The organism is Kistimonas ophiarachnellae, assembly GCF_057552235.1.
Map to the genome: position 1 here is coordinate 61,923 of NZ_BAAJPA010000008.1, position 24,281 is coordinate 86,203.

The 24,281-nt window shown below is 49.3% G+C and carries 19 protein-coding genes; 11 read left to right on the forward strand and 8 right to left on the reverse strand.

The genetic code is table 11. From position 1 onward, the window contains the following. The first annotated feature begins 721 nt into the window (after positions 1 to 721). The 3 genes from AC27K1_RS11490 (at position 722) to rlmF (ending at position 3,985) form a co-directional block, all read left to right on the forward strand. Positions 722 to 1,225 (forward strand): M48 metallopeptidase family protein, encoded by a 504-nt coding sequence (locus AC27K1_RS11490; RefSeq protein ID WP_487150696.1) that lies wholly within the window; start codon positions 722 to 724, stop codon positions 1,223 to 1,225. A 215-nt stretch (positions 1,226 to 1,440) separates the two neighbouring features. Then, entirely contained in the window at positions 1,441 to 2,745 is a 1,305-nt protein-coding gene (locus AC27K1_RS11495) for an esterase/lipase family protein (RefSeq protein ID WP_487150697.1), read from the forward strand. Positions 2,746 to 2,989: 244 nt separating this feature from the next. Continuing rightward, positions 2,990 to 3,985: a 23S rRNA (adenine(1618)-N(6))-methyltransferase RlmF gene (gene rlmF, locus AC27K1_RS11500; RefSeq protein ID WP_487150698.1), complete on the forward strand. Its 996-nt coding sequence runs from the start codon at positions 2,990 to 2,992 to the stop codon at positions 3,983 to 3,985. A gap of 101 nt (positions 3,986 to 4,086) precedes the next feature. Here rlmF and AC27K1_RS11505 read toward each other — a convergent pair whose 3' ends face one another. Further along, positions 4,087 to 4,704: a superoxide dismutase gene (locus AC27K1_RS11505; protein ID WP_487150699.1), complete on the reverse strand. Its 618-nt coding sequence runs from the start codon at positions 4,702 to 4,704 to the stop codon at positions 4,087 to 4,089. 635 nt (positions 4,705 to 5,339) lie between these two features. On the opposite strand from AC27K1_RS11505, the gene AC27K1_RS11510 reads away from it, so the two are divergent. Beyond that, complete coding sequence (locus AC27K1_RS11510; RefSeq protein ID WP_487150701.1) at positions 5,340 to 6,686, forward strand: hypothetical protein; 1,347 nt, start codon at positions 5,340 to 5,342, stop codon at positions 6,684 to 6,686. A gap of 465 nt (positions 6,687 to 7,151) precedes the next feature. On the opposite strand, the gene AC27K1_RS11515 is transcribed toward AC27K1_RS11510, so the two are convergent. Beyond that, positions 7,152 to 7,886 carry a TylF/MycF/NovP-related O-methyltransferase gene (locus AC27K1_RS11515; RefSeq protein ID WP_487150702.1) on the reverse strand — a complete coding sequence of 245 codons (735 nt, stop codon included), beginning with the start codon at positions 7,884 to 7,886 and terminating at the stop codon, positions 7,152 to 7,154. A 196-nt stretch (positions 7,887 to 8,082) separates the two neighbouring features. Between AC27K1_RS11515 and AC27K1_RS11520 the strand changes: the two genes are divergently transcribed. From AC27K1_RS11520 to AC27K1_RS11530, 3 genes are all read left to right on the forward strand, one after another. Then, the gene (locus AC27K1_RS11520) at positions 8,083 to 8,301 is read left to right on the forward strand and encodes a hypothetical protein (RefSeq protein ID WP_487150704.1); all 219 of its coding nucleotides are present in this window, start codon (positions 8,083 to 8,085) and stop codon (positions 8,299 to 8,301) included. Between the two features lie 19 nt (positions 8,302 to 8,320). Next, on the forward strand, positions 8,321 to 8,503 hold the full coding sequence (locus AC27K1_RS11525) for a hypothetical protein (protein WP_487150705.1): 183 nt from the start codon (positions 8,321 to 8,323) through the stop codon (positions 8,501 to 8,503). A gap of 248 nt (positions 8,504 to 8,751) precedes the next feature. Then, positions 8,752 to 9,798, forward strand: a complete 1,047-nt coding sequence (locus AC27K1_RS11530) for a hypothetical protein (protein ID WP_487150707.1) — start codon at positions 8,752 to 8,754, stop codon at positions 9,796 to 9,798. A 203-nt stretch (positions 9,799 to 10,001) separates the two neighbouring features. On the opposite strand, the gene AC27K1_RS11535 is transcribed toward AC27K1_RS11530, so the two are convergent. After that, positions 10,002 to 10,631, reverse strand: a complete 630-nt coding sequence (locus tag AC27K1_RS11535) for a hypothetical protein (RefSeq protein WP_487150708.1) — start codon at positions 10,629 to 10,631, stop codon at positions 10,002 to 10,004. A gap of 1,089 nt (positions 10,632 to 11,720) precedes the next feature. Then, positions 11,721 to 13,127 (reverse strand): glutamate--ammonia ligase, encoded by a 1,407-nt coding sequence (gene glnA, locus AC27K1_RS11540; RefSeq protein ID WP_487150710.1) that lies wholly within the window; start codon positions 13,125 to 13,127, stop codon positions 11,721 to 11,723. Positions 13,128 to 13,631: 504 nt separating this feature from the next. Between glnA and thiI the strand changes: the two genes are divergently transcribed. The 4 genes from thiI (at position 13,632) to AC27K1_RS11560 (ending at position 19,927) form a co-directional block, all read left to right on the forward strand. Next, positions 13,632 to 15,083 carry a tRNA uracil 4-sulfurtransferase ThiI gene (gene thiI / locus AC27K1_RS11545; protein ID WP_487150711.1) on the forward strand — a complete coding sequence of 484 codons (1,452 nt, stop codon included), beginning with the start codon at positions 13,632 to 13,634 and terminating at the stop codon, positions 15,081 to 15,083. A 33-nt stretch (positions 15,084 to 15,116) separates the two neighbouring features. After that, positions 15,117 to 15,623, forward strand: coding sequence for a dihydrofolate reductase (locus AC27K1_RS11550; RefSeq protein ID WP_487150713.1), 507 nt, complete (start codon positions 15,117 to 15,119; stop codon positions 15,621 to 15,623). A gap of 155 nt (positions 15,624 to 15,778) precedes the next feature. Further along, positions 15,779 to 18,241 carry a hypothetical protein gene (locus AC27K1_RS11555; RefSeq protein ID WP_487150715.1) on the forward strand — a complete coding sequence of 821 codons (2,463 nt, stop codon included), beginning with the start codon at positions 15,779 to 15,781 and terminating at the stop codon, positions 18,239 to 18,241. 429 nt (positions 18,242 to 18,670) lie between these two features. Next, the gene (locus AC27K1_RS11560; RefSeq protein WP_487150716.1) at positions 18,671 to 19,927 is read left to right on the forward strand and encodes a hypothetical protein; all 1,257 of its coding nucleotides are present in this window, start codon (positions 18,671 to 18,673) and stop codon (positions 19,925 to 19,927) included. 136 nt (positions 19,928 to 20,063) lie between these two features. On the opposite strand, the gene AC27K1_RS11565 is transcribed toward AC27K1_RS11560, so the two are convergent. From AC27K1_RS11565 to AC27K1_RS11580, 4 genes are all read right to left on the reverse strand, one after another. Beyond that, positions 20,064 to 20,372 (reverse strand): hypothetical protein, encoded by a 309-nt coding sequence (locus tag AC27K1_RS11565; RefSeq protein WP_487150718.1) that lies wholly within the window; start codon positions 20,370 to 20,372, stop codon positions 20,064 to 20,066. A 9-nt stretch (positions 20,373 to 20,381) separates the two neighbouring features. Next, positions 20,382 to 21,734 (reverse strand): amino-acid N-acetyltransferase, encoded by a 1,353-nt coding sequence (gene argA / locus AC27K1_RS11570; protein WP_487150720.1) that lies wholly within the window; start codon positions 21,732 to 21,734, stop codon positions 20,382 to 20,384. A gap of 69 nt (positions 21,735 to 21,803) precedes the next feature. After that, positions 21,804 to 22,946, reverse strand: a complete 1,143-nt coding sequence (argE, locus tag AC27K1_RS11575) for an acetylornithine deacetylase (RefSeq protein WP_487150721.1) — start codon at positions 22,944 to 22,946, stop codon at positions 21,804 to 21,806. Between the two features lie 333 nt (positions 22,947 to 23,279). Further along, complete coding sequence (locus AC27K1_RS11580; RefSeq protein WP_487150723.1) at positions 23,280 to 24,206, reverse strand: RING finger domain-containing protein; 927 nt, start codon at positions 24,204 to 24,206, stop codon at positions 23,280 to 23,282. Between the last annotated feature and the right edge of the window lie 75 nt (positions 24,207 to 24,281).

Below are 24,281 nucleotides of genomic sequence, written 5' to 3' on the forward strand. Positions count from 1 at the left end.
AAGGGGATGGCGCATTCTCGAAATGATTAAAATACTTCAAGTGGAAGCTTTCATAAATCAAGACCAATTCTGTGCGGATCAGTTCACAGTAATTTTTATCATCTCTGATAATCATGCTCAGTGCGTCTAATCCACTCTGTGTTTGAGAGGTGAGGCATGCCGCAACCATAGAGATTTTGCTATTGCAAATACTGTCTAGAAGACAAGCACTGTAGAGCTTTCGTAATAACGCAGGTTATCTGTCATACCGCATGGCGTAATTGAGCAGGAATCAGTGTGCAGGCTGTCAGAGACACTGACAATCATTCCGGGCTTTATTTGGTAAAAGGTGGTCAATGCAGACATCTCTGCCCGGTTTCTGAAGCTCGGTCAGCACATTGCGCAACTATACATAGGGTTTTAGGTCGTTAGTCTTGGCGACCTGTTATATTTTAAAGGCTCACTGCCGCATACGCAGTTGAAAATAACACTGGTTATGCTTTTCGGATGGATGAAAAAGGTTACGAATTCTCAGGATTTCATTTGAGGTTGAATATTTAGAGTGTGGTGAACGATGGCCCCGTAAGGGAGAGGAACCATTGTATGGGTGTCCTGTCCATGATTTATTCAATAATGATTTCTGTTGGATGTTTTTTCTGCTTGTCATCTTTTCCTGATTGGTGTGTCCTGGTTTCTATGATAGTTTCCGTCAATCATTATCCATCACTGATACCGCTACGGAATGTTGAAATACTTACTTCATTATCCACAACCTGTCATTGAACAGGCGCATCGTCTGATAACAGAAAAGCGCTTAGGGACATGGTTATTGAAAAAATACCCGGAACCCCATGAAGTAAGAAATAATAAAGCACTGTATGACTATACGATGGCGTTGAAGAACCAGTACCTTCGCAAGTCTGCCCCGCTCAACAAAGTGCTGTTTGATGGCAAAATCAGTCAGACGCATCAGGCCCTGGGTTTGAATATTTCCCGAACCATGGTGCATGGTGGAAAGCTGAAAGCCCGGAAAGAAATCCGCATTGGTGCGCTGTTTCAACATGCGCCGGAAGCGCTGCTGAGAATGATTGTGGTCCACGAGCTGGCCCACCTGAAGGAAGCTGACCATAACCGATCGTTTTACCAGCTATGCTGCCATATGGAACCCGACTACCATCAGCTGGAGCTCGATACACGTCTCTATATGACGCAGCTGGAAATGTTCGGGGATATCTATCAGCGATAAACACTGTTAAGTCGGCTTTCACAAAAAAATACCCCAAGCATGATAATCATATATCCACATATGTTCCGTTAGTCATACAGGCGGGAAGGCGGTAACCCTGACGAACACACCATGCCATACAGTGACACCAGGGTGTCGTGTAGGAATCAATTGACTGTGTCTTTTTCTGTTTTCTCGATTTCAAGGCAATGCAATGTTGCCGACAGGGTGATTTAATGGCAGACATTGCGACAACAGGCCTGTCGCCACACCTTGCCAATGGAATTCATATCATGCCCACATCGGTTACCGGAAAATCACGCAAGCACCTCTATGCGTCCGACCTGCGCGGGCTTGCCCGGCTGGCCACGGAGGCGACAACCGGTGTGACCCGGATAGTGGAAGGTGTACATCAATCGGTGTGGCGAACACTGGGTGCACCCGGAGGCAGCGAGCCGGGCAAGACCCGTGGCCTGACCGGTGGTGTTTACCGGGGTGTTTACGGTATTACCCGCCTGGTTGGCGGCAGTGTGGATGCCGCGCTGGCAAGGCTCGACCCTTACCTGGACGTGCCGGATGACCGCAGGGAAGGTACGTTTCAACGGGATGCGGTGCTGGCTGCACTCAATGGCGTGATGGGCGATCGGTTGGTCGCCAGCAACCATCCGTTTGCCAGTCCCATGTGCCTGCGGTATCGGGGTGAAACGCTGGAGAAAGCGGCGATGCCGGGTGATGCAGACGTCACTGGTAAGATACTGCTGCTGGTACACGGTCTGTGTATGAACGATCAGCAGTGGCGCATACCACCGGGCACTGATGGCGTCGACCAGGGGGGGGCGCTGGCAGCGGCCCTGGGCTATACACCGGTCTACCTGCGATACAACTCCGGTTTGCATACCTCGGTCAATGGCCGGGAATTGTCCGAGAGGCTGGAGCAGCTGGTTGCCCACTGGCCCAGGCCGGTTGAAGCAGTGACGATCGTGGGATACAGCATGGGCGGGCTGGTTGCTCGCAGTGCCTGCTACTATGGACGGCAGGCTGCCATGCAGTGGCCCGATCATCTGAAGCACCTGGTATTCCTTGGCACGCCGCATCATGGTGCGCCGCTGGAGAAGGCGGGCAACGGGTTGGATGCAATCCTGGGGGTAACGCCCTACACGGCGCCGTTTGCCAGGCTTGTCCGTTTACGCAGTGCCGGCATCACCGACCTGCGCCACGGCCATGTGCGCGATGAGGACTGGGAAGGGCGTGATCGGTTTCACTGTAGTCACGATCTGCGTCAGGATGTGCCCTTACCGGAAGGCGTGGCTTGTTATTCCGTGGCGGCAACGACAGCAGCCAGGCGCAGTACAGTGGCGGACCGTTTGATAGGTGATGGCCTGGTCCCGTTACACAGTGCTTTGGGAATAAGTGATATGGCAGATAAATATCTGCACTTTGACGAAGCGTCGCAGTTGATTGTTTACAATACGAACCATATGGCGTTGCTGCATAGTGCGGAAGTCAGTCAGCAGTTGGTGCGATGGCTGACGCCGGCATAAAAACAGGACAGTCATAACTATAACCCTATGAAGAGTGCCCATATTTTTATGGGCAACCCTATATTTCGTTATGTTTGTGGGTGTTCTGTTTATTCGAAATCTGTGATTTGAGGGGAAAGCCATGCATTTTTAATGCATTCAATGATAAAGATCCCATGCCGGTTTCCGCTGAACATTGCTTACCCAACCCTGTAAGATACCCACCAGACTGACCTGAACCCACGCAAGAAGTGCTGTAGCGATTGTGAAAAAAACGCAAAGATTGACGGGGAAACCTGCATCTTCCCCGGTAACGCCTGCGGGTCTTCACCCCCGCAACCTGCATCAGGGCAGGTACAACCTGGCTGAACTGATAAAAACCACGCCCGAATTGAAGCGTTACCTGAAAACTAACCCCCGGGGTGAAGACACTATTGATTTCAGCAATGAGCAGGCCGTTCTCTGTCTGAACAAATCATTGCTGATGCATTTTTATCAGGTGACACACTGGCGAATTCCGGCCGGGTATCTATGCCCGCCGATCCCCGGGCGGGCCGACTACATTCATTACCTGGCCGACTTACTGGCAACCACCCACCACAGTCACACCCCTAAGCCACCAACGGGCAGCGACATTAAGGTACTGGATATAGGCACGGGGGCGAACTGCATCTATCCGATTATTGGTACGCAGAGTTATGGCTGGCAATTTACCGCCAGCGATATCGACCCTGTCTCGGTGAAAACAGCGCGGGTGATTGTCAGTACGAATAGCTGCCTGAAAAACAGGATCAACGTCCTGCAACAACCGGATAGTCGTCGTATTTTCAGGGGCATCATAAACCCACAGGATCGTTTCGATGCGACCCTCTGCAACCCGCCATTTCACGCCTCCATGGCGGAAGCGAATGAAGGCAGTGAGCGGAAATGGAAAAACCTTAACCGCGATAAACAGCGTGCGACGGCGTTACCCAGGCTGAACTTCGGAGGACAAAAGGCCGAGCTATGGTGCGAGGGGGGAGAGATTCGATTTTTGAAGCAGATGATTGCCGAAAGTGCCGAATTCGCCACACAGGTCTGCTGGTTCACTAGCCTGATATCCAAGGGCGATAACATTCAGCCACTGAAGCGACAGCTAAAAAAGCAAGGTGCCAGACAAATCCAGGTGATCAAAATGGCACAGGGGCAGAAAATCAGCCGTTTTCTTGCATGGAGTTTTCTCACGCAAGATGAACAGGAGCAATGGGTATCAAACAAATAAGATACCCATCACTATCACCCTATGACGGGAATAGTATTTCTATGGCTGCCCCGTACGCCCATGGTTACAGGTAGTTAAGTCGTCAGTTATGGGAAAATCTGTCAGGCAGCCTTGGCAACTGCTGCGGTATAGGATGAGCCGACCGCATCCCAGTCCACCACATGCCACCATGCATCAATATAATCCGGCCGACGATTCTGATAGGTCAGGTAATAGGCATGTTCCCAGACATCCAGGGCAAGAACGGGCTCACCCCGCACCGGGACAACATCCATAAGAGGATTGTCCTGGTTGCTGGTGGCGGTGATCGTCAATTCCCCGTCCTTGACCACGAGCCAGGCAAAGCCGGACCCGAAGAGGTTGATCGCCGCATCGGAAAACTGTTGCTTAAAGGTTTCCAGGTCACCAAAGGTTTCGTCCAGTTTACTGGCGAAGTCACCGGATGGCTGTTTCCCACCATTGGGTGACATACAGTTCCAGTAAACAATGTGGTTGTAATAACCTCCGCCATGGTTTCGTACCGCCGGTGGCTGTTTGGAAACGCCGGAAAAAATCGCTTCCAGGGACGTATCTTCCAGTTCAGTCCCCTTAATGGCCGCCATGAATTTATCGTAGTAGGTGCGATGGTGCTTGTTGTAGTGAACATCCATGGTTCTGGCATCAATGTATGGCTCAAGCGCATCGTAAGGGTAGGGAAGCTCGGGGAAAACATGAGACATAGTGCATACTCCTGAATATTCCTGCAGTAAAGATCCAGCCATGAGATGCGGTTGTGAAGAGTGTAGTGGAAAACGCCTGTTCTGCTTGGCTGAATCAAGAACATTGTCAATGGAAAAGACTGAAACCGTCCAAACGATCCACTGCTTGTGGAGTGCCTGATCCTTACCGGTCAAATGATCCCTGCCGCAGAGCAAAGCGCGGCAAACACAGCATGCCATGCAGTGAATTGATGTTATTTATCAGGCTTTTGCGGGGACAGGTAAGGTTTCTCCGGCAGAGGTCAGGGAAAGCTGGAACTGTGTTATGGCAGGTCAAGTATATGGATGTCCTATTTATATTTATTTCACAACGCTGGAATAGAGCATTGGCGTATCTACTTTGACTGCTTCCTCATTGTTCTTTTCTATGAAGACGGAAATCCAGGCTGTTTGATTTCCGTTTTTGATCACCAATTTGTTTTTTTTCATAACAATTTTAAGAGCGGAGGAAACTTTGGTGCGTAGGGGGATGCCTTAACCTGACAAATATGGAAATTAAGCCATTTATAAATTGAGTGGATCCGGCTTGCTGCTTGTTTTTAATCATTTTGCCGGATGTTTAGAGAGTTTAATAATGTTATTCAAGGAGAAGAGTAATGAATGAAATACGCGATTTTAGTGTACATCCCCCTGGTTGTTGCATACCTTTCGATGATAACGATCGCTTCAGTGGGAAATTATTCACTGAATACAATAAAAGAATTCTTTCCGGATCTATTTCAAGAGTAAAAAAGTCTGATCCGATGTTTTATATTGGAGATCTTCCGCCTTTATCATCTGGAAAGGGCGTTAGTGAAAGTAGTCCATTGAGCCTCTATGAACATAGCATTAAGACATTGAAAGACAGAGGCTTTGATACACAATGGTCAAAAGGACAAAATGATGTTCATGGGCTTGAATACAAGGATATTGACATACTTTCGAACTTGCTGACTCAAATGTCATTTCCAATCAAAAACATTCCCGTCCTTTTTAAGCGACAGAGTGTGATTTCTATCGCGTGGTGCAGTAAGAGTAAGCAGTGCCTGATAGTATTTTATTGCCGTGATGCGGAAGATCAGCAGCGCTCTAAACCTTCTGACCCTGAGTTTGCGTTCATGCTGAACTTACCTCAGACAGCCCGTCGGCTCGGCATAATGTGTGGTGAACAACTGCTGATTAAAAATATGCACTGTCAATACAGTCCATATAGCCGGTTGGTATGGCATCAGGATAGTATTGCGGAATCAGAGTGTACATACGTGAGACTTTTGCAGACCTTTATAACGAGAACGCCTAATACCAAACACATCAACGAGAGTGATAAAGTTAAAGTAGAGATCGGTATTATGCGTGCTGACAAAAATGCGTCTCCATTTTATGATCCCAAACAACAACATTTCGCACAGAGCGCCAAAGGGTTCGTGATTATGGGTAGGAGGGATATTAGCTCGTTGTCTGCTTATGGTAATGTCATCTACGATACCGAAGAGGATTTTTACGATTTAGAAAATCGCCCAGATAAACCTATCATCTATTTGTTGGAATCTATACCGGAAGAGCCTTATACCGCTTATGTTATTGATCAGGGGCGGCGTTATAATGCGTCGGGCGGAGGAGGTAACGAAACCTATAAAATGGTCCATAGTGCCTCAGAGATTAAGAAACCCACTAGTAATGCTAATGAAACGCCTGATGATAGCAGCGATTCTATACGAGATGTCATTGTTATCAGGACGCAACCATTATACATGGATGATGCCGCTGATTCGTTGCTAACGGATACAGATTCTTCAATGTCGGAAACAGGTTCTTTTGAGACGGCTTCAGGTTCTTATGTGACGGCTACAGGTGCAGATTCGTTGATCCCGGATACAGGTCCTTGTGTGATGGATGCAGATGTGGAGATAGAACAGGCAGGTTGCTGTGCTTCTATCTGCAGTTTCTTTCGCAAAAAAGAGTGATATTGTTTTTTTACCTATAGTGATGGTGCTAAGTTGTAGTGGAAAACAGTAAAGCTCCTTCAGGGTTTAAGCATTACCTCTGCTGTAATTGCTGGCGCAGTTTTCAGATTGCGTTCGTCTACAATGCAAACCAGCCAGAGACGCGGGAGCTCGTTAGCGACATGCTGATGAATGGCTCGTGAGACAGGGGTACAGGACAGGTACTCGATATCAGCTCAACCCAACACCCTATCCCGCCTTTAAAAAGCACGCGACGCAACAGGATACAAGCTACCCCTTTGAGAATACCAGAGTGAAGCTGCTCTGTGGGATGGTAAGGGGGGCAGGTGCTATCAACCAGGCTTTTTCAGAGACAGGTCATAGTTTGTCTTGTCTCTCCGGCTCTGAATAGTCAGGGGCCGGAGAAAGCTAGAGCTGCGGTGTAGCGGTTCAAGTATGTGGGAGTCCTATGTACCCCTTAGCTATTCAAGACAAAAACCTGACTGCAACTTGCTCCCAGTTCTTATTAAATGCAATATATTCTACCTTTTTACCTGAGGAGGCTAAAAACTCAGTGAAAGCTTTGAACTCGTGTTCCTCCCATTTAGGATAATTATATAATTCATCAAATAGGACAATAGAACCCTTTTTTAAATGTGAACCAAGAATTTCGAAGATATCTTTCGTTGAACTATATAAGTCACAGTCAATATGCAAAAATGCTATCGCTTTGTTTTTCAATATTTCATCTGCAAAAACAGGTAGTGTATCCTCAAATAATCCTTTAACCAGCCTTACATTGTTCAAGACGGCTGGAGGTTTTTCAGGATTATGATAAGAAAAAACCCCTTTTGGTAATGGAAAATCATTTCTGTTCCAGGTTTCTGGCAAACCTTCAAATGAGTCGAAACCATAAACGATCGAATGAGGGTTGAGTGCTGCAATAAAATTAATTGTTCTGCCAGTGCAGACTCCCATTTCAGCGATCACTCCATCAATCGTTATTTGTTCACATGCAAACTTGAGAACCTGGGCATCTATATCAAACGCAATCGCATTTTCAAGATGTTCCTTGACGAACTCGATGGACTCCTGATTATAAGTAAATGGCTTGTCTGTTGAGAAAAAGTTAATGACCTGAGTACCTTGAGGTGGGCTTGCATCAATGGTTTCAATCAGGACTGACCAATCAAAGGCTGGCATCATATACTTTTCTAGCATGCTGTTATACCTTGTTTTCTTAACAACATGAGAAAGAGTAGACGGTCTGGCTCCAATGTTAGAAAAAATAGGGCTAAGGGAGGAATAAAAGATACCCATAGTTTCCAGGTGAACTTTTGAGAAGTTATTAAACAATCTCATTTTAATGTGAAATGAAAAACAGGTGCGAATGAAATCAGCAGAGTGCCATTAGACTGTGCCTTGGGGTTCTGTCTCTATTTTGTCCATCGCATGGACATATATTCGCAATTTGGGCCGTAACGGTCGTGTTGCCCATGAAGGCATTATCGACATTCGGCCTGTTAAAGTAGCATCTGGTATCTCAGCGGAAGATATTGCCAAGAGCCTGATGGATTACGGCTTCCATGCACCCATCATGAGTTTCCCACCAGACACATGTTACCACCACTTCTAAATGACCGTTTTTCAACAGTTTGAGATGTCCGGCCGAGCTGGATCGTTTTGCCGAGGCCATGATCGCTACCCGTGGTGAGATCTACAAGGTTCAGAACAGACAGTGGACGAAGGATAATAATCCATTGATTAACACGCCTCATACTCAAGATGATATTCAGGATGAATGGGATTGCCATTGCAGCCGAAAAAAGTCTTTTTAGCCGATGTCGTTTGAAGTGGGTCAAAAAATCTGGACGACGGTCAACGTATCGACAATGCATAAGGTGACCGAAATCTGTTGTGTACCTGTGGAAGCCAACGAATAACGGAACAAAAAGAGATTGAGAAGGGAAAACATCGACATTGTTGGGATTTTCCATTCCAACAATATTATCAAGGAACTACTTGTCGATTGACTGGTCTGGTAGTTATTGAGGATATGCTTTGATTCATAACTTATAGAAATGCAATGAATAATTTTTTGAATACTAAGGTGTATAATGTTGATACAGAGTTCCTGAAAAGAAAATGCTTGATTACTGGGATTCAGGCTGCTGATGGAAAATCTGAAAGCGTTTTTTATACCAACAGGCGTGTTAGTTCAGTTGATAGACCGAGTTTGAACTTATATCTGAATGGTTATGGAACGATTAGTGGCAGTTTTGCACCATTTTATAATAGAATTTTCTCACAAATCCCAGAGCCATTTTACAATGTGCTTATTTCAAAATTTAAATATCTCTTGCCAACCTCAGAGCCTGAACCTTCAGTCTCTGATAACGTTTTTAAATCAACACCCCCTGACGAGCTGGCCAAGGATCAGTTTGATTTTTCGCAGCTTCCTGATGAGGTGATTGAAGCGGTGGCTTTTAAAATTGATGATCGTCAATATTTTATAAATTTAAAGCTTACTTGCAAACGTGTTTTGGACGTCGTAAGCCGCGCTGAAGAACGCAGGTGTAAAGAAATTGTGCGAAGACGAGGTTTGAAGGTAATAGCTCATGAAGTTCTGTCTGGCCAAGTTGTCTATGCTGAGTACAGCAGCAGAAAGGGAGACTGGTACGAAATTAATATTGCTGAGGATGGAAGTTGTAGTGAACGTGATGATCCTGAATGTTTAAACATTTCGGAGGTCTATGCGCTTTGTATTACAACATTTGAAGGTAAAGATGGAAGCATTAAGAACGAAACTGGAATGCTGTGTGAGTTGGAAGATAAAAGTAAATGTCATATCTCCGGAGAATTTTATGAGCTTGATGAACATTACTCGGGACGAGAGATGAGGGGGATTGGTAGAGGTTACCAGGTCGAAATGAAAGTCTCAGGGTTGGTGAAAAAAGCACCAGGCTGGCGCATTCTTTTTTCAGACATGCAGAGTCATGAATTGTTGGAGTTTGTTGATGAAATGAAACAAAGTTATCCATCGTTTTTTACTGACTGGTTGTTAGCCAGTCAATACAGTGAAAAAGAACTGAAGCGTAGATTCACGATTGTTTTTGAAACGGGTAAGTCATGAAATGCGGTAATTTATACGTAAGTTACCGTGCTGCAGTGTGCAGAGATGTCGCCTGTTGAGCAGGGTTTCAATGCCTTTCGCACATGCCATGCAGTGATAGCAGGTATGCTGGAGATATCAATCAGGCTTTTGAGGGGGCAGGTCATGGTTTCGGCGGAGAAAGCTAGATCAATGGTGTAGCGGGGCAAGTCTGTGGGGACATCTTATAAAAGAGTGCACCAGCATCCTGTCTCGGGTCTGGCGGACAAACTCCAGCCTTTCTTATACATAGACTCCTGGCTTTTTATTTCTATTAAATCAATATTACCTTTTAAAAAAACAGGGCATATCGTAGATGCGAATCTTTTATTGAAATAAGAATCCTTGGTCTGCTCACTTGGAATCAGGTTTGTATCCCCAAATAAGTCGCAATCATGCATTGCACGCTCATTATTACTATCTGAATCATTTTTATGCGCCATAACAGGGTCAGGATAAAATCCAAACTTAAAATACCAACCCAAAGCACTCTTGACAGGTAGTTGAATCAAAATATATCCGGCGCCATTTAATCTGGCAGTTAATACCACCGTATACATTAGAAGACTCCCAATTCCGATGTTTGTATGCTTATAGGTTGCATCACCAATATAGTTAACCCGTAAAGAATCATTACTGCCTTTTGTTAAATCAAGCGCTACTGTGCCGCTATTGATGGCGCCTTGAGTGACCTGCCCAGTATATATTCCAACTTCACGATGCCATTCATTTTTCTTACGCCCCATCAAAGTCACTTTCATATTGTCTCGTCTTGTAAAAACGAGCGTTGAATATAAGAGTAAAGAGTCAGACATAAGAATCCTGTGATCATTGAGAATAAAGCATGCTGAATGACTTGCTTTGCAATGAACATTATTTGCTCCTGATCATTTTACTTTACCTGATTATCACTGTTGCTCAGTCAGTTAGAGGAGTCTAGCTGGCATGGGAGAAGTTTGCGTATCCAGGTAACCCAGACTTGATGCCATCGCAGGTGTACATGAACAGAGGGGCGAGTGATGTGGGAGACCTGTTGATTCCGTGATCCTTGTCACAGAGGAAAGCAAGAGGCAAACAGCGTGCTATGCAGCAATAGCAGGGGGGATCCGTCAGGCATTTGTGGGGACAGGTCTTGCTTTCTCCAACTCTGAATAGTCAGAGGCTGGAGAAAGGTAGACCTGCGATGTGGGGGGCCTTTTCTCTATCTCTTAAAGAAACTCGGTCAAGCGCCGGATTTTTCTTTTTCCGAAAAGTGCGAGCATGTCTATCAGGGCTGGTCGCGGGTATCTACGTATCTTTATGGGGATTTACGTGTATTCACGTAAGGCGTCATTGTTTTGTAAGTCGATATGATGGGGGCAGTTAACAGGAGGAAACATGAAAGCCAAAGATGATAAAATGACCTTCTTCACAGAAGACCCAATCTCTACCTATGTATATTTGATTATTCTTGCATGCACTATTGGAGCATTTTGGTTCTAGTGAACGCATCATAATATGCCCCTGAAAGAGAGGGGCAGCCATCAAAATAATCATTCTTTAGTATTGTGAATAATAGTTATTATTCATTCTTACATTTTATTATTCTGAATTATTTCTAGTGAATGGATAGGTTCAGATTATATACGAGCACTGTGATATTTCTCTTAACGAATACGGGTAATTAACTGGCGGCATTTCAGTTTAATGATTTTAGGGAGAGTTAGTTCCTGCTGTGCTCCCATTTCCAGAAAGGCAGCCAACCCCCGCTTTTCTTTGTTTGCCTCAAGCGCCAGGTGCTCATTCAGACAGCGTATGAATTCAATATCGGTTTTCTGCTAGCTTGCAACGAATGAACCCAAACCAATAAAAAGGGCCCCGTTCAGGGCCCTTTCTTTCGTTAGCTTTCTCTGTCTACGGTGCGCTTACACGCTGTAGTACAGGTCAAACTCAGCCGGGTGCGTGGTCTGCGCCACAGTGATGCACTCTTCACGCTTCAGATCGATGTAACCATCGATCATGTCGTCAGTGAAGACGCCACCTTCGGTCAGGAAGGCGCGATCCGCATCCAGCGCGTCCAGGGCTTCTTCGAAGCTGGCGGCAACGGTCGGGATCTCGGCGGCTTCTTCCGGCGGCAGGTCGTACAGGTCCTTGTCTGCGGCATCGCCGGGGTGCAGCTTGTTCTTGATCCCGTCCAGGCCGGCCATCATCAGGGCGGCGAAGGCCAGGTAAGGGTTGGCAGTCGGGTCAGGGAAACGCACCTCGATACGACGCGCCTTCGGGCTGTTCACGTAAGGAATCCGGATGGACGCAGAACGGTTACGGGCAGAGTAGGCCAGCATAACCGGGGCTTCGAAGCCGGGTACCAGACGCTTGTACGCGTTGGTGGAGGCGTTGGTGAAGGCGTTCAGGGCCCTGGCGTGCTTGATGACACCGCCGATGTAGTACAGGGCAGTCTCGCTCAGGCCGGCATAGCCGTCACCGGCGAACAGGTTGTTGCCGTCCTTGCTCAGGGACATGTGCACGTGCATGCCGCTGCCGTTGTCGCCAACCAGGGGCTTGGGCATGAAGGTTGCGGTCTTGCCGTAGGCGTGGGCCACGTTGTGGACACAGTACTTGAGGATCTGCACTTCGTCTGCCTTGCGCACCAGGGTGTTGAAGCGGGTGCCGATCTCGCACTGGCCGGCGGTGCCGACTTCGTGGTGGTGCACTTCAACGCCTACGCCCATGGCTTCCATGGCCTGGCACATGGCGGCACGGAGGTCGTGCAGGGAATCAACCGGAGGAACCGGGAAGTAACCGCCCTTGATCTTCGGACGGTGGCCGATGTTGCCGCTTTCAAACTGCTTGTTGGAGGACCAGGCCGCTTCTTCAGAGTTCACTTCGTAGGAAGCGCCGGAAATGTCGATGTTCCACTTCACGTCGTCGAATACGAAGAACTCGGGCTCGGGACCGAAGAAGGCGGTGTCGGCCACGCCGGTGGACTTCAGGTACTCTTCCGCACGACGGGCGACAGAACGTGGATCACGCTCATAACCCTGCATGGTGGCGGGCTCAACGATGTCGCAGCGCAGGTTCAGGGTCGGTTCCTCGGTGAAGGGGTCGATCACGGCGCTGTCGTCGTCCGGCATCAGGATCATGTCGGACTCGTTGATACCTTTCCAGCCGGCGATGGATGAACCGTCAAACATCTTGCCGACTTCGAAAAACTCGCTGTCAATCTCGCTGGTGGGCATGGAGACGTGCTGTTCTTTACCACGGCTGTCGGTAAAGCGCAGGTCAACCCACTTGACGTCATTTTCCTTGATCAGGGCAGTGGTCTTGGCAGACATTCTTATTCCTCCGGGGTTATCTCGACCGCTAGTGTCCGGATCGGGTCTCGAGCGGTATGCGTCTGTTCGTTCCTGTTGGTACACGGGTGCGAACCAGTCTCGCACTGGCTTTAGCAAGGCGTGTGCCAGTTTGGTGTTTGCCGTTCAGTCCGTGTCTTCAAAGGGTGCACCAGTGGTTCCCGGGCGTTTTGTTAGTGCTGCGTGATCCAAAACGGTGCATCTTTTTATTGTTGCGACCTGAACCGGTGCGCGATCTGTTTTTCCGCCCCCTGCGTGACCCGAAGCGGGGCATGGGCATAAGGGAAAACCGTTACGCTGGCAAGCGGAAGTCAGTCTACACCCTTTAATCGAACCCCGAAATGTCTGAAAGCTGGAAAATTTCAGCGGGGGTATTTACTATGCGGGGGTTAGTTACCATGCATCGTCTTTTTCCATTCCCTGTTCCCTTGCCGATGCTGTTTTCACAGGCACCGAAAACGCGCACTCAATACTGAAGACTCCCTGATGAAGTTTATTGTCAAACTGTTCCCCGAAATCACCATTAAAAGTTCACCGGTCCGCAAACGGTTTGTAAAACAGTTGCGCCGTAATATCCGTACGGTCTGTAAACCACTGGATGAACAGGTGACGGCGACGGGCACCTGGGATGTCATTCATGTGGAAACCCAGCTGACTGACCGGCAGGATATCGACCTGCTGGCGGAACGCCTCTGCTGCATCTCCGGTATTCACCAGGTGCTGGAAGTGGCTGAATACCCGCTGACGGATTTTGACGACATCCTTGAGAAAACCGTGGCGGCCTGGTCCGGCGCGCTGGCGGGCAAAACCTTTGCCGTGCGGGTGCACCGTTCCGGCAAGCATGACTTTACCTCGATTGATGTGGAACGGTTTCTCGGCGCCGGGTTGCTGGAGCGTGTCGAATCGGCGGGCGTCAAGCTGAAGCATCCGGACGTGCGCGTTGAGCTGGAAATCAAGAATGATCGCTACTTTATGGTGCAGCGTCGTCTGGATGGTCTGGGTGGTTACCCGATGGGCACCCAGGAGCCGGTGTTGTCGCTGATCTCCGGCGGGTTTGATTCCACCGTTTCCAGCTTCCTGACTGCGCGCCGCGGCATGAACACCCATTTCTGCTTTTTTAATCTTGGCGGCCATGCCCATGAGCTGGCGGTGAAAGAGGTGGCTTTCTACCTCTGGAGCAAGTACAGCGCGTCGCACCGGGTACGGTTTATTACCATTCCCTTTGAAGGCGTGGTGGAAGAGATTCTGACCAATGTTGATAACTCCCAGATGGGGGTGGTGCTCAAGCGGATGATGCTGCGTGCCGCGTCCGCTGTCGCCAAGGAAATGGATATCCAGGCGCTGGTGACCGGTGAAGCGATTGCCCAGGTGTCCAGCCAGACATTGCATAACCTGGCAGTGATTGATTCCGTTACCGACATGCTGGTACTGCGTCCGCTGATCGCCATGGACAAGCAGGACATTATTAATATTGCCGCGCGTATCGGTACCGAGGAATTTGCCAAGAATATTCCTGAATACTGCGCGGTGATTTCCAAAAATCCGACCACCTGCGCCAAGCCGGAACGTATTGTCCACGAAGAAACCAAATTTGATTTCTCGGTGATTGATGCCGCGGTGCAGAACCGTCGCAGTGTGTCAGTGCACGACATCATCGCCGATGACCTGACCCGTGAGCAGGTGGAAGTGGTCAACGAAGTCGGCAAGAACGAAGTCATCATTGATATCCGCCACCCGACCGAAGAAGAGATCAAACCCTTCACGCTGCCCGGCCATGAAGTATTGACCCTTCCGTTCTACCAGCTGGCGACCCGTTTCCCGGAACTGGATCGCAACAACCATTACCTGCTCTATTGCGAAAAAGGCGTTATGAGCCAGTTGCATGCCATGCACCTGCGCGACGCCGGACATGATAATGTAGGCGTATACCAGCCCTGATGTGGCAGTGATTTTCCTGGGGGAAACCATCCAATGAAACTGGCCATGATTGCCGCGGTGGCGGAGAACAACGCCATCGGCATTAACAACAAGCTGCCCTGGTACCTGCCGGGTGACCTCCGTTATTTCAAGGCGGTCACCATGGGCAAACCGGTCATCATGGGGCGCAAGACGTTTGATTCCCTGCGCAAGCCATTGCCGGGGCGCACCAACATCGTGATCACCCGTGACCGCGAGTATCAGCGGGAAGGCATTTCCGTGGTGTACAGCCTGGATGAAGCCATCTCGCTGGCGGAAGATGTGGCGCTGATCAACGGTTGTGAGGAACTGATGATCATCGGCGGTGAGCAGATCTACCGTGAAGCGCTGCCAAGAGCAGAACGCCTCTACCTGACCCGCGTCCACCGCAGCTTTGACGGCGACGCTTTTTTCCCGGAGCTGGATTCCGCCGAATGGCAGGAAACCCTGCGGGAAGACCGTGTTGTCGATGACGAGGATGCGCTGTCCTACAGCTACCTGGTGCTGGACCGCTCCGCTTAATCCTTTTTGCGATAACTGTTCACGCGATTACTTCCTTCCTTAATCGACTCTGGCTGAACGTCCGGTTCAGGCAGAGTCGGGCAGCCCAACGCTTATACTTTTCTGGATAACACGGTTTTTCTTCAGGTTCTTGCCGTTCTGGTCATTCAGGATGAATGGCGCGATGGCGGGAGCAGGGGCATCAGGGACAGTCAGCGGTTATGCGGTCCATCAATGGTATCCGTCCAGTCCGGTTTTCGCAGGTTTTCAACCAGAAAGCGTGGGACCAGCTATGTCAGAAAAATGCCACCCTGAAGCATGTCGATTTCCCGTCCCGCCAGGTTGATATTGCCCTGTCTGAACGCGCCATCCGGAAAAAAGCCCGGCAGCCCCGTCGCCTGAAAGATCGGAAGGTGGCCAGGGGTAATACATTGACCTGGTTTTCCCGGTTATTCAGGCGCAGACGCCAGGATGTGGGTCGCAATTTGTTCAATGCCTATGCGTCATTCCTCACGCATGAGTATCCAGCCGTTGGCGGTGTCGAAGGTATTCAATCTCCGGGTGAGATAGACCTGGACAAACCTGAACATTTCAGACTTGCCTGCGCCTTCGTTGCAGCCGGTGCCTGCCAGTGGAGCGGGAAGGGGGAGCTGGAGTCCACCGGGCAGGTGATCGACAAAGCCATGGTGGATCGTATTGATGCGCTGGTGAACGGCTCCTGCACCCGCCTGGCGTACGAATTTATTGCTCTGGATAAACCCTTTCCGAAAGGGTTCCTGCAACGGGTCTTCATTCCCCACTTTCTGGATGGCATGGTCAAACGGACCGGTATGCCGGAAGACGAAGCACGTAGCGTGCTGGAGGGGATCCTTGCCAGCCCGGCAGTGAACATTACCCGCGACGCGGATATCACGCTGGAACATGTCATGGCGTTGAAAAACCGGCTGCTGCAAATGGGTTTGTGGCAGCGTGAGATGGCAGGGGAGGTGGCGTCTGCTGCCGGGGTTGGAGCGTCGGTCGCCCGACCGCGTCTGCCGGCACCTCAGCCACGGTACCAGTGTGACAGCGAAGATCTCTGGCTAATCCGTTACCAGGTAGAGCATCACAGATTCCTGAAATTTACCCGCGATTTTGCCCATCGCATTCATTTGTGGGCCCAACGCAATAAGCGGGTGATCGGGCTTGAAGCGGCTGGAGTCTTCACGGTTGCGGTCATTACCGGTATTACGACTGGAGGGATTGGCATCGCTATTTACCTGGGGAGCCGGACGATCTTCAAACTGATTCAGCTCGGTATTCAGGCATCGATTGTCGCGGCCAGGATGCGGTTCAGCAGAAACAAGGTGCGACAGGTTGAAACTGACATCGCTCACCGTATGCCTGCGGATGGCACATCGTCTGTGGATACCCGTGAGGTCAAGGATATTGCCACACTGGATAACCCTGGAGACCAGGAAACGCATCGCAATATTGAGCGCCTGCTGGAAGGGACGGAATACCTGTCACGAGAGCGGGGCCTTACTCGTATGACCAACCTGTTACTGGATATGAAAAGTCTCTCTGAAAACCTGTCCCGGTTAGAAAGCAGTGCTGGTGACAGTGTGAAAGACAGTATTCGTTTTCAGAAACTGCATACCCTGGCGAGCCAGCATGGCGCTCACTTTGGCCAGGCCGCCCGGGATTACGACAAAATGGTGGTCGCCGGCGTGCAGAAAGTCTCCGCACTCAACACTGAATTTGAACGGCTGTTCAAACCCCTGTGGGAGCCTTTCCGGGGATTGTCAGATGACAAGATGGATGCCGTTTTCAATGAAGCGGCCAATCATTCCTCGGTAAAAGGGCGCTGGTATCTGCCCGGGGAAGACTGCCTCAGATGGATCCAGACCATCGTGCCGGAGGAGCCGGGCAACCCCAGTTCCCGTATGATTCGCGAAGGTATCGGTAAGGCGATCATTGGGCGTCAGCCATCCCGTGATGGCGTGAACGTGTCGTCCAATAAAACCCGTCGCAAGGTGGTCAAGGTGACCGTATTGGGCTGTAAGCTGGTATTCAGTTACGCCTGGGGGCGAGTTAAGCCTTACCGAATGATTGCCCAGGTGCTTGAAGTCCTTGGAAATCACCTGGTGCAGGGAACCCGCCCCGGCATTGATCTGATTAAACCGGTTATTACGCCGCTATGGACAGGGGTGTTTGTATTGCTTTATGTGGTGGAAAACGTCACTCACTACATCAATAACAAGCGAAATGAAAAACGCAGCAGTGCGGTTCAGGGTCGGATCAACGCAGGGCGCTGGGACGATGAGGAAACCAGGGATAACACCCTGTCCATTGAAGACTGGCAGGCCATCCGGCGACAGGCAAAACACCTGGGACCCAAATATGTGAAAACGGTGAAACGCCTGAACAGGGTACTGGATACGTTGTCAGAACACGCGACGCTCATGCCACCGACGGATCGTGACTCGCCGGCGTACCACGATTACCTGGTAAAAACGGCAACCGGCCTGTTGCGCTATAAGATGTTGATGCATGAGCTGGAGATCCAGCTATATGGCTCGGTAGGGCTCATGCATCATGTGGGTATTCAGCAAAAATCACGGTTTGACCGGCGGCTCCGGTCCATCCAAATTGCCGAATAGCCAGTTCCATGGTCCCTGTCATTGATTAACTATGTCCTGTTAATCTGAAAATCATCTGTTAAATCGATCTGGCCAAACAAATCACTGCTGGAAATGCTTCAGGCTATTCTATTTAATTATTTCGGTGGAGCGTTTTGTTAAAATGCGTATTTTTGTGCGTGTATTGTTTTTATGAAATGTCAGTCGAAATTTATCAGGTTAGACAAAAGTTGTACCATATTGTTAGTGATTTTTTTTGCTTATGACCCTGATTGCAGAATAATATGTTTATCGCTTTAAAAAGTTGATATCAATATCGAAAACTCTTAGAGGTATTAAATCTAAACTATCCATTTGTTTAATAGACCTTTGCATAAAGGTTTTTGGTATTAAAATGAGTTAGCCTGTTTTGATGAATTCGGATTCAAGTCAGTCAGTCAGGGAGGAGCTGTGAGAGAAACGGGATTGTTGAATGTTCAGTCAAATGCCATAGCGAATAATGCAACAGGTGCACTCTCTGGCAAGCCATCCTCATGGCGTCGAGCGTGTCGGGTTGTTGTTCCCTTATTATCGGTTGTTGGAATCGTTGCCGGTGCGATTATTTGTATTGCTATCCCTGTTTTAGGTGGTGCTTTTGTAAGTGTTAGTGGAATTGGACTCGCCTGCTATGTGGGTAAATGCATTTACGATCGACGGGTCAGGAAAGTGCATCAACCTGTGAATTACGTTGGCCAAAATACACAGCGAACATCAGCGGAATATAACCGGTCAACTGAGGATGACTGCGAGTCTAAGCATAATGTTTTTCGGGATTTTACGTATATTAAGGCATTATCGCCAGGAGCATCTGGTGCTACTGTCCACTTACTGAGGGATCATAACGGGAATGAGGTAGTCCTTAAATTAATTGAGCATAATGAAGATATAGTGGAAAATTTTTGTGGTAACGAAGGGCGGATTCAAGAAGAAGTATCCTCACAAATGCAAGATTTATTACCTGCTGTTTATCAACATGGCACAATGAAAGGAAAGAGTCTTAAACCCCTTTGCGGGTGCGGTTTTAAACTCGATGAGACGAAAACATACTCCTATATTCTATCCGATTATGTTAACCATAGTAGCCTTGATGATATGGTGGAAGATGGGAAAATTAACTCAGATAGCATGTATGCGCGCATGTTATTGAACTTCGCTAAAAAAATGAAAGTGGCGTCTGATGAGCTGGGCTTTGTGCATAATGATTTAAGCAGGAATTTGATTGTTACTGCCGAAAATGAGCTGTCTCTGATAGATACAGGGTTGAGTGAAACAGCAGCCAATCCGTTTCAGGGGGATTGCAAAGGCGTTCCATTGAGGAATGCGCAGAAAGCCTGGTCAATTGTGACAGGGATAGCCTTCGGTGACAGGGCCTTGGAAGATCCTTTTCTAAAAGAAATGACAATTGGTAAAGGCCTGAGCAATTACTTCGATCAGGTTAAAGATGAGAGTGGTGATGTTAATTTTGATTTGTTTGAATTCAACCTGTTGCTTTATTGCTTCCCTAAAGTCAGTGCGAAAATTATACCCTATGGGCGTTACAATGAAGCGAAACTATTAAACTGGGATGAGTGTATTTCTGCACTTGAAGAACAGTTGTCTGATACAGATTTTTTAAATGGTGTGGAACGTCGGCGTAAGCTTAAAAAAAGGGCGACCGCCTCATATTGACCCATTCACAATTTCCTCTCCCCCCTTGTCACACAAGGGGTTGGTAGAACATACGTCGCTGACGATGAAGCCTCAGATCAGTCGACAGAGACTAAACAGGTTCAGGCAGAAGAGGATTTGGAAAAAACGAGTGGTATTACTTGAATCGGAACTGGTAGCGCAGGCGTAATTCGTTCATGAACTCCAGCTCATCCGGAAAGACATTGTCGTGGCCTTTCTCGTTTTCCTGACGATCCTTCATTCGTTCGCGGTTTTGTTCATCTTCAATGTCAAAGGCGGTTTCGGGGCGTGACTGCGTGGTAATGGAGAGTTCAAACCACTGGTTGTCGTTGAGGCGGAAAATCGGCAGGGCGCTGTCGGTTTGTTCAGTGGCATAGCCCTGTCCTGCCACGGCCAGCAGCAGGCACATCAAAAAACGGGTGGCGAGACGCCGGATCACAACCATAACAACCTGTTACTCCGCTTGGGCGATGGCAACCTCACTGGTGATGGCGACGGGTTTAACAAAAACCTTGGATTTCCGATCCTTGTTGTACAGGGCGCGTTTTTCTTCTGGCAGTTCGCTGAGAGGCGCCGGGGTGAAACCGCGTTCGATAAACCAGTGAGCCGTCCGTGTGGTCAACACATAAAGATGCGTAATACCTTGTTGGACAGCCTGTTGTTCAATTTGTTCCAGCAGGATATCCCCGCGGTTGCCATTGCGGTAGTCCGGATGAACCACGACACAGGCCAGCTCGGCCGCAGTGGACGTGGCAAAGGGTAGCAGGGAGGCGCAACCGATAATCATCCCGTCCCGTACCGCGACGGTGAAACAACCAATCTCCCGCTCCAGCGCCTTGCGGGAACGGCGCACCAGTACGCCTTTTTCCTCCAGTGGGCGGATCAGTTCGATGATGCCGCCGATATCATTGATGGTGGCCGGTCGCAGGTGCTCATAGGCATCCATGTCGCGGGTAACCAGGGTGCCGTCCCCCTCACGGGTAAACAGTTCCTGCAGCAGTGAGCCGTCAACGGCATGGCTGACAATATGGCTGCGGTTGACACCAGCGTTACAGGCATCCACGGCAGCGGACAATAACCGTATGCCTTCCTGGTCCGTCATGACGTCCAGCCATTCACGGGCCATGGACGGGCGCATGGTCCGGAGTATCCGGCCGTCATGGTCGAGGATGCCGGGCTGGTTGCTGAACATGATCAGTTTTTCTGCACTCAAACGGGCGGCAGTGCTGGTGGCTACGTTTTCCACGGGCAGGTTGAACACCTCACCGGTCGCGGAGTAACCCAGACAGGAGAGGAGCACAACGTTACCCTGGTCCAGTTGCTGCACAATGGCTTTCTGGTCGATACGGCGCACTTCACCGGTATGCTGGAAATCAATGCCGTCGACGACACCCAGGGGGCGGGCCGTAACAAAGTTGCCGCTGACAACCCGGATGCGTGAGCCGTGCATGGGTGAATTGATCAGCCCCATGGAAAACTGGGATTCAATCTTTACCCGCAGGCTGCCTACCGCTTCCTTGACGCACTCCAGCACCGACTTGCTGGTGATACGCTGGTTGCCCTGGAAACGGCAGTTGAGTCCGCGTTCCATCACACGCTGGTTGATCTGCGGACGGGCCCCGTGGACCAGCACCAGTCGCACCCCCAGGCTGCTGAGCAGGGCAATATCATTGACGATATTGGCAAAGTGCGTATCCGCAAGCGTCTCGCCACTGAGCATGATCACGAACGTCTTGCCCCGGTGGGCGTGGATGTACGGTGACGATTGCCGGAAGATCTTCACGTAGTCGCTGGTTGAGGTGTCCACGGGTGCGCCCTGTTTTCTATCGTTTGTTCTGCCCGGGTTCCGTTGTCCGGATATAGTCTGCTGTGCCGGTTACAGGCAATAACGTGTAATTAGCTTTTTGAGAAGATCAATCGTCGGTGTAATTCTGTCAAGTGCCAGGTACTCATCCGGCTGGTGCGCCTGGGCGATATCGCCGGGGCCGAGGACGACGGTTTCCATCCCCAAACCGGAGAGGAACGGTGCTTCCGTGGCGAACGCAGCCGTAGTTGCGCTGTAACCGGTGAGTTGTTCACAGGTCTTGACCAGGTCTGAGGTCACCGGTGTCATGAACGCATCAATGCTCTCCGCCAGGGGCTCCAGCGTCACAGTGACACCACGGTCTTTGGCGACCAGTGACGCACAGTTGAGAATTTCCCGGCGGATGTCCTCCGGGTTCATGCCCGGCAGCATGCGGACATCAAACTCCAGTTCGCAGTGGCCGCAGATCCGGTTGGGATTATCGCCGCCGTGGATACAGCCAAGGTTCAGTGTCGGTATCGGAACGGTAAAGGCCGGGTTGTTGTACCGCTGCTCAAACTCTGACCGAAGCACAAGGATACGGTTAATGACCTGGTTCATCGCTTCCATGGCATTGCGGCCCAGGGAGGGATCGCTGGAATGGCCGGATTGTCCGGTAATGGTCAGCCGTTCCATCATGATGCCCTTGTGCATGTGCAGCGGCTGCAGGCCTGTTGGTTCACCGATGACCGCATAACGAGCCCTGGGTTTCCCTTCGGCCGCCAGCGCCCGGGCACCGTTCATGGAGGATTCTTCATCGGCGGTGGCCAGGACGATCAGTGGTTGCTGGAGCTGACTGGCTTCCAGGTCCTGAATGGCTTCAAGGATCAGCGGGAAAAAACCTTTCATATCGCACACGCCGAGGCCGTAAAGACGGTTATCCGCTTCAGTCAGCGTGAAGGGATTGCTGCGCCAGAGTGACTCATCACAGGGCACTGTATCGGTATGCCCGGCGAGTACCAGACCGCCGGGACCGCTGCCCAGCGTGGCAATCAGGTTGGCCTTGCCGGGTTGACCGGGAAGAGGCTGGATATCACAGGCGAAGCCCAGTGCGCTGAACCATTGTGCCAGTGTATCTATAACTGCACGGTTGCCCTGGTCCAGTTCCGGACGGGTGGAGCTGATCGAGGGAAGGGCGATCAGTTGGCGTAAGCAGTTGATGAGCCCTGGTGTCATAACAGTATCAGATGACCTCGTAGATGAGAGATATGGACACGATAATGACGTGTGTCGCTGACGGATTATGCTGAACTTCCTTATGGATAAAAGCAACAGCATACGCGATGCATTGGCCCGAATGGTATCCGCTGTTCTGTCGCTTTGTGCTTGTACTTAATGAGAGTGGAAGGATGGTGGAATGCCAGTCGGCAACATCAGTGATGGATGATTATCTAAACGCGTTGGAATCAGGCTGTCTATGGTACGCACAGTGTACGGATGTTGATGACAATTGCATGTTGATCAATAAAATGCATCTTGGGGATCTGCTTAATCATCAAGGTTATTGAATCATGTAAATCTATTTCTATTTGAAGGCCTTGCCATAAATCTCTCAAATGCCTCATCGCTCATGTAATTCCCTAGCTCTTCTGACTCTTCCGGCACTTCCGGCACTTCCGGCACTTCCGGCACTTCCGACACTTCCGACACTTCCGACACTTCCGACACTTCCGACACTTCTGGCTCTTCTGGCTCTTCAACGTTAATATGATTCCTTATGTTGAAAAGACTATGAATTGGATTCAATAAAATATTGTTTAAAAGAAAAGAAATTGAATCAGTTCTATTCTGATCTAGACTTATTTCAGTTATATTAGTCGGCGCCAAATCTTTATCATAAGTAAATTCTTCATATTTTTTTATTTCGCTTCTGCAATTGGGGCATCTTCTATTTATATTCATAGCAGTTAGTATGCAAGTGCGATCAAAAATATGCCCGCAAGAAGTCTTTATTTTTATACCTTCTGTGCCATCCTCTAAACAAATGGAGCAAACATCGGGCTTATAATCTTTGTTTTTAGATTTAGATTTGGGGGTAAGTTCTGGTTCTGGTTCTGGTTCTGGTTCTGGCTCTGGCTCTGGTTCTGGTTCTGGTTCTGGTTCAACTGCAGGTTCATATTCAGATGGACATTCTGTATCATAGGTAGAGGTTTCGCCGTTGAGAGTATTGGGTGATGGGAGTAAGTTTTCCACTGGTGTCGTTGATTCTATTTTTCGATCTTCAAACGCTTTAAGTTCTCGCGCAAAGTATGCCTGGGTACAATTTTCACGGTTTATTACTGCCTTCGCGTCAGCAATTTTGACCGTGTAGCAACAGAATAAGGCACAGAAAAAAGCCCCCACGACCTTGCATGCTTTTATGAGAAAGCAGGATTCAGTGTTTTTGTGCAAGCTGTAGCAGCAGGCGGCCGGAATGGAGAAATTAATTTTATTCATAGATTGTCTTCTGTTATTGATTTCCTGATTGTCAAATGAATCGTTTATGTTTGGATTTAGACACTTGTTGGGTTG

What these genes read in the sequence shown, in the direction of transcription:
- AC27K1_RS11505 (WP_487150699.1), bottom strand. Translation starts at nt 4,704, where the DNA reads ATGTCTCATGTTTTCCCCGAGCTTCCCTACCCTTACGATGCGCTTGAG.
- AC27K1_RS11510 (WP_487150701.1), top strand. Translation starts at nt 5,340, where the DNA reads ATGAATGAAATACGCGATTTTAGTGTACATCCCCCTGGTTGTTGCATA.
- AC27K1_RS11550 (WP_487150713.1), top strand. Translation starts at nt 15,117, where the DNA reads ATGAAACTGGCCATGATTGCCGCGGTGGCGGAGAACAACGCCATCGGC.
- AC27K1_RS11515 (WP_487150702.1), bottom strand. Translation starts at nt 7,886, where the DNA reads ATGCTAGAAAAGTATATGATGCCAGCCTTTGATTGGTCAGTCCTGATT.
- AC27K1_RS11580 (WP_487150723.1), bottom strand. Translation starts at nt 24,206, where the DNA reads ATGAATAAAATTAATTTCTCCATTCCGGCCGCCTGCTGCTACAGCTTG.
- AC27K1_RS11495 (WP_487150697.1), top strand. Translation starts at nt 1,441, where the DNA reads ATGGCAGACATTGCGACAACAGGCCTGTCGCCACACCTTGCCAATGGA.
- AC27K1_RS11565 (WP_487150718.1), bottom strand. Translation starts at nt 20,372, where the DNA reads ATGGTTGTGATCCGGCGTCTCGCCACCCGTTTTTTGATGTGCCTGCTG.
- AC27K1_RS11490 (WP_487150696.1), top strand. Translation starts at nt 722, where the DNA reads ATGTTGAAATACTTACTTCATTATCCACAACCTGTCATTGAACAGGCG.
- AC27K1_RS11535 (WP_487150708.1), bottom strand. Translation starts at nt 10,631, where the DNA reads ATGTCTGACTCTTTACTCTTATATTCAACGCTCGTTTTTACAAGACGA.
- argE (WP_487150721.1), bottom strand. Translation starts at nt 22,946, where the DNA reads ATGACACCAGGGCTCATCAACTGCTTACGCCAACTGATCGCCCTTCCC.
- thiI (WP_487150711.1), top strand. Translation starts at nt 13,632, where the DNA reads ATGAAGTTTATTGTCAAACTGTTCCCCGAAATCACCATTAAAAGTTCA.
- AC27K1_RS11530 (WP_487150707.1), top strand. Translation starts at nt 8,752, where the DNA reads ATGAATAATTTTTTGAATACTAAGGTGTATAATGTTGATACAGAGTTC.
- glnA (WP_487150710.1), bottom strand. Translation starts at nt 13,127, where the DNA reads ATGTCTGCCAAGACCACTGCCCTGATCAAGGAAAATGACGTCAAGTGG.
- AC27K1_RS11555 (WP_487150715.1), top strand. Translation starts at nt 15,779, where the DNA reads ATGGCGCGATGGCGGGAGCAGGGGCATCAGGGACAGTCAGCGGTTATG.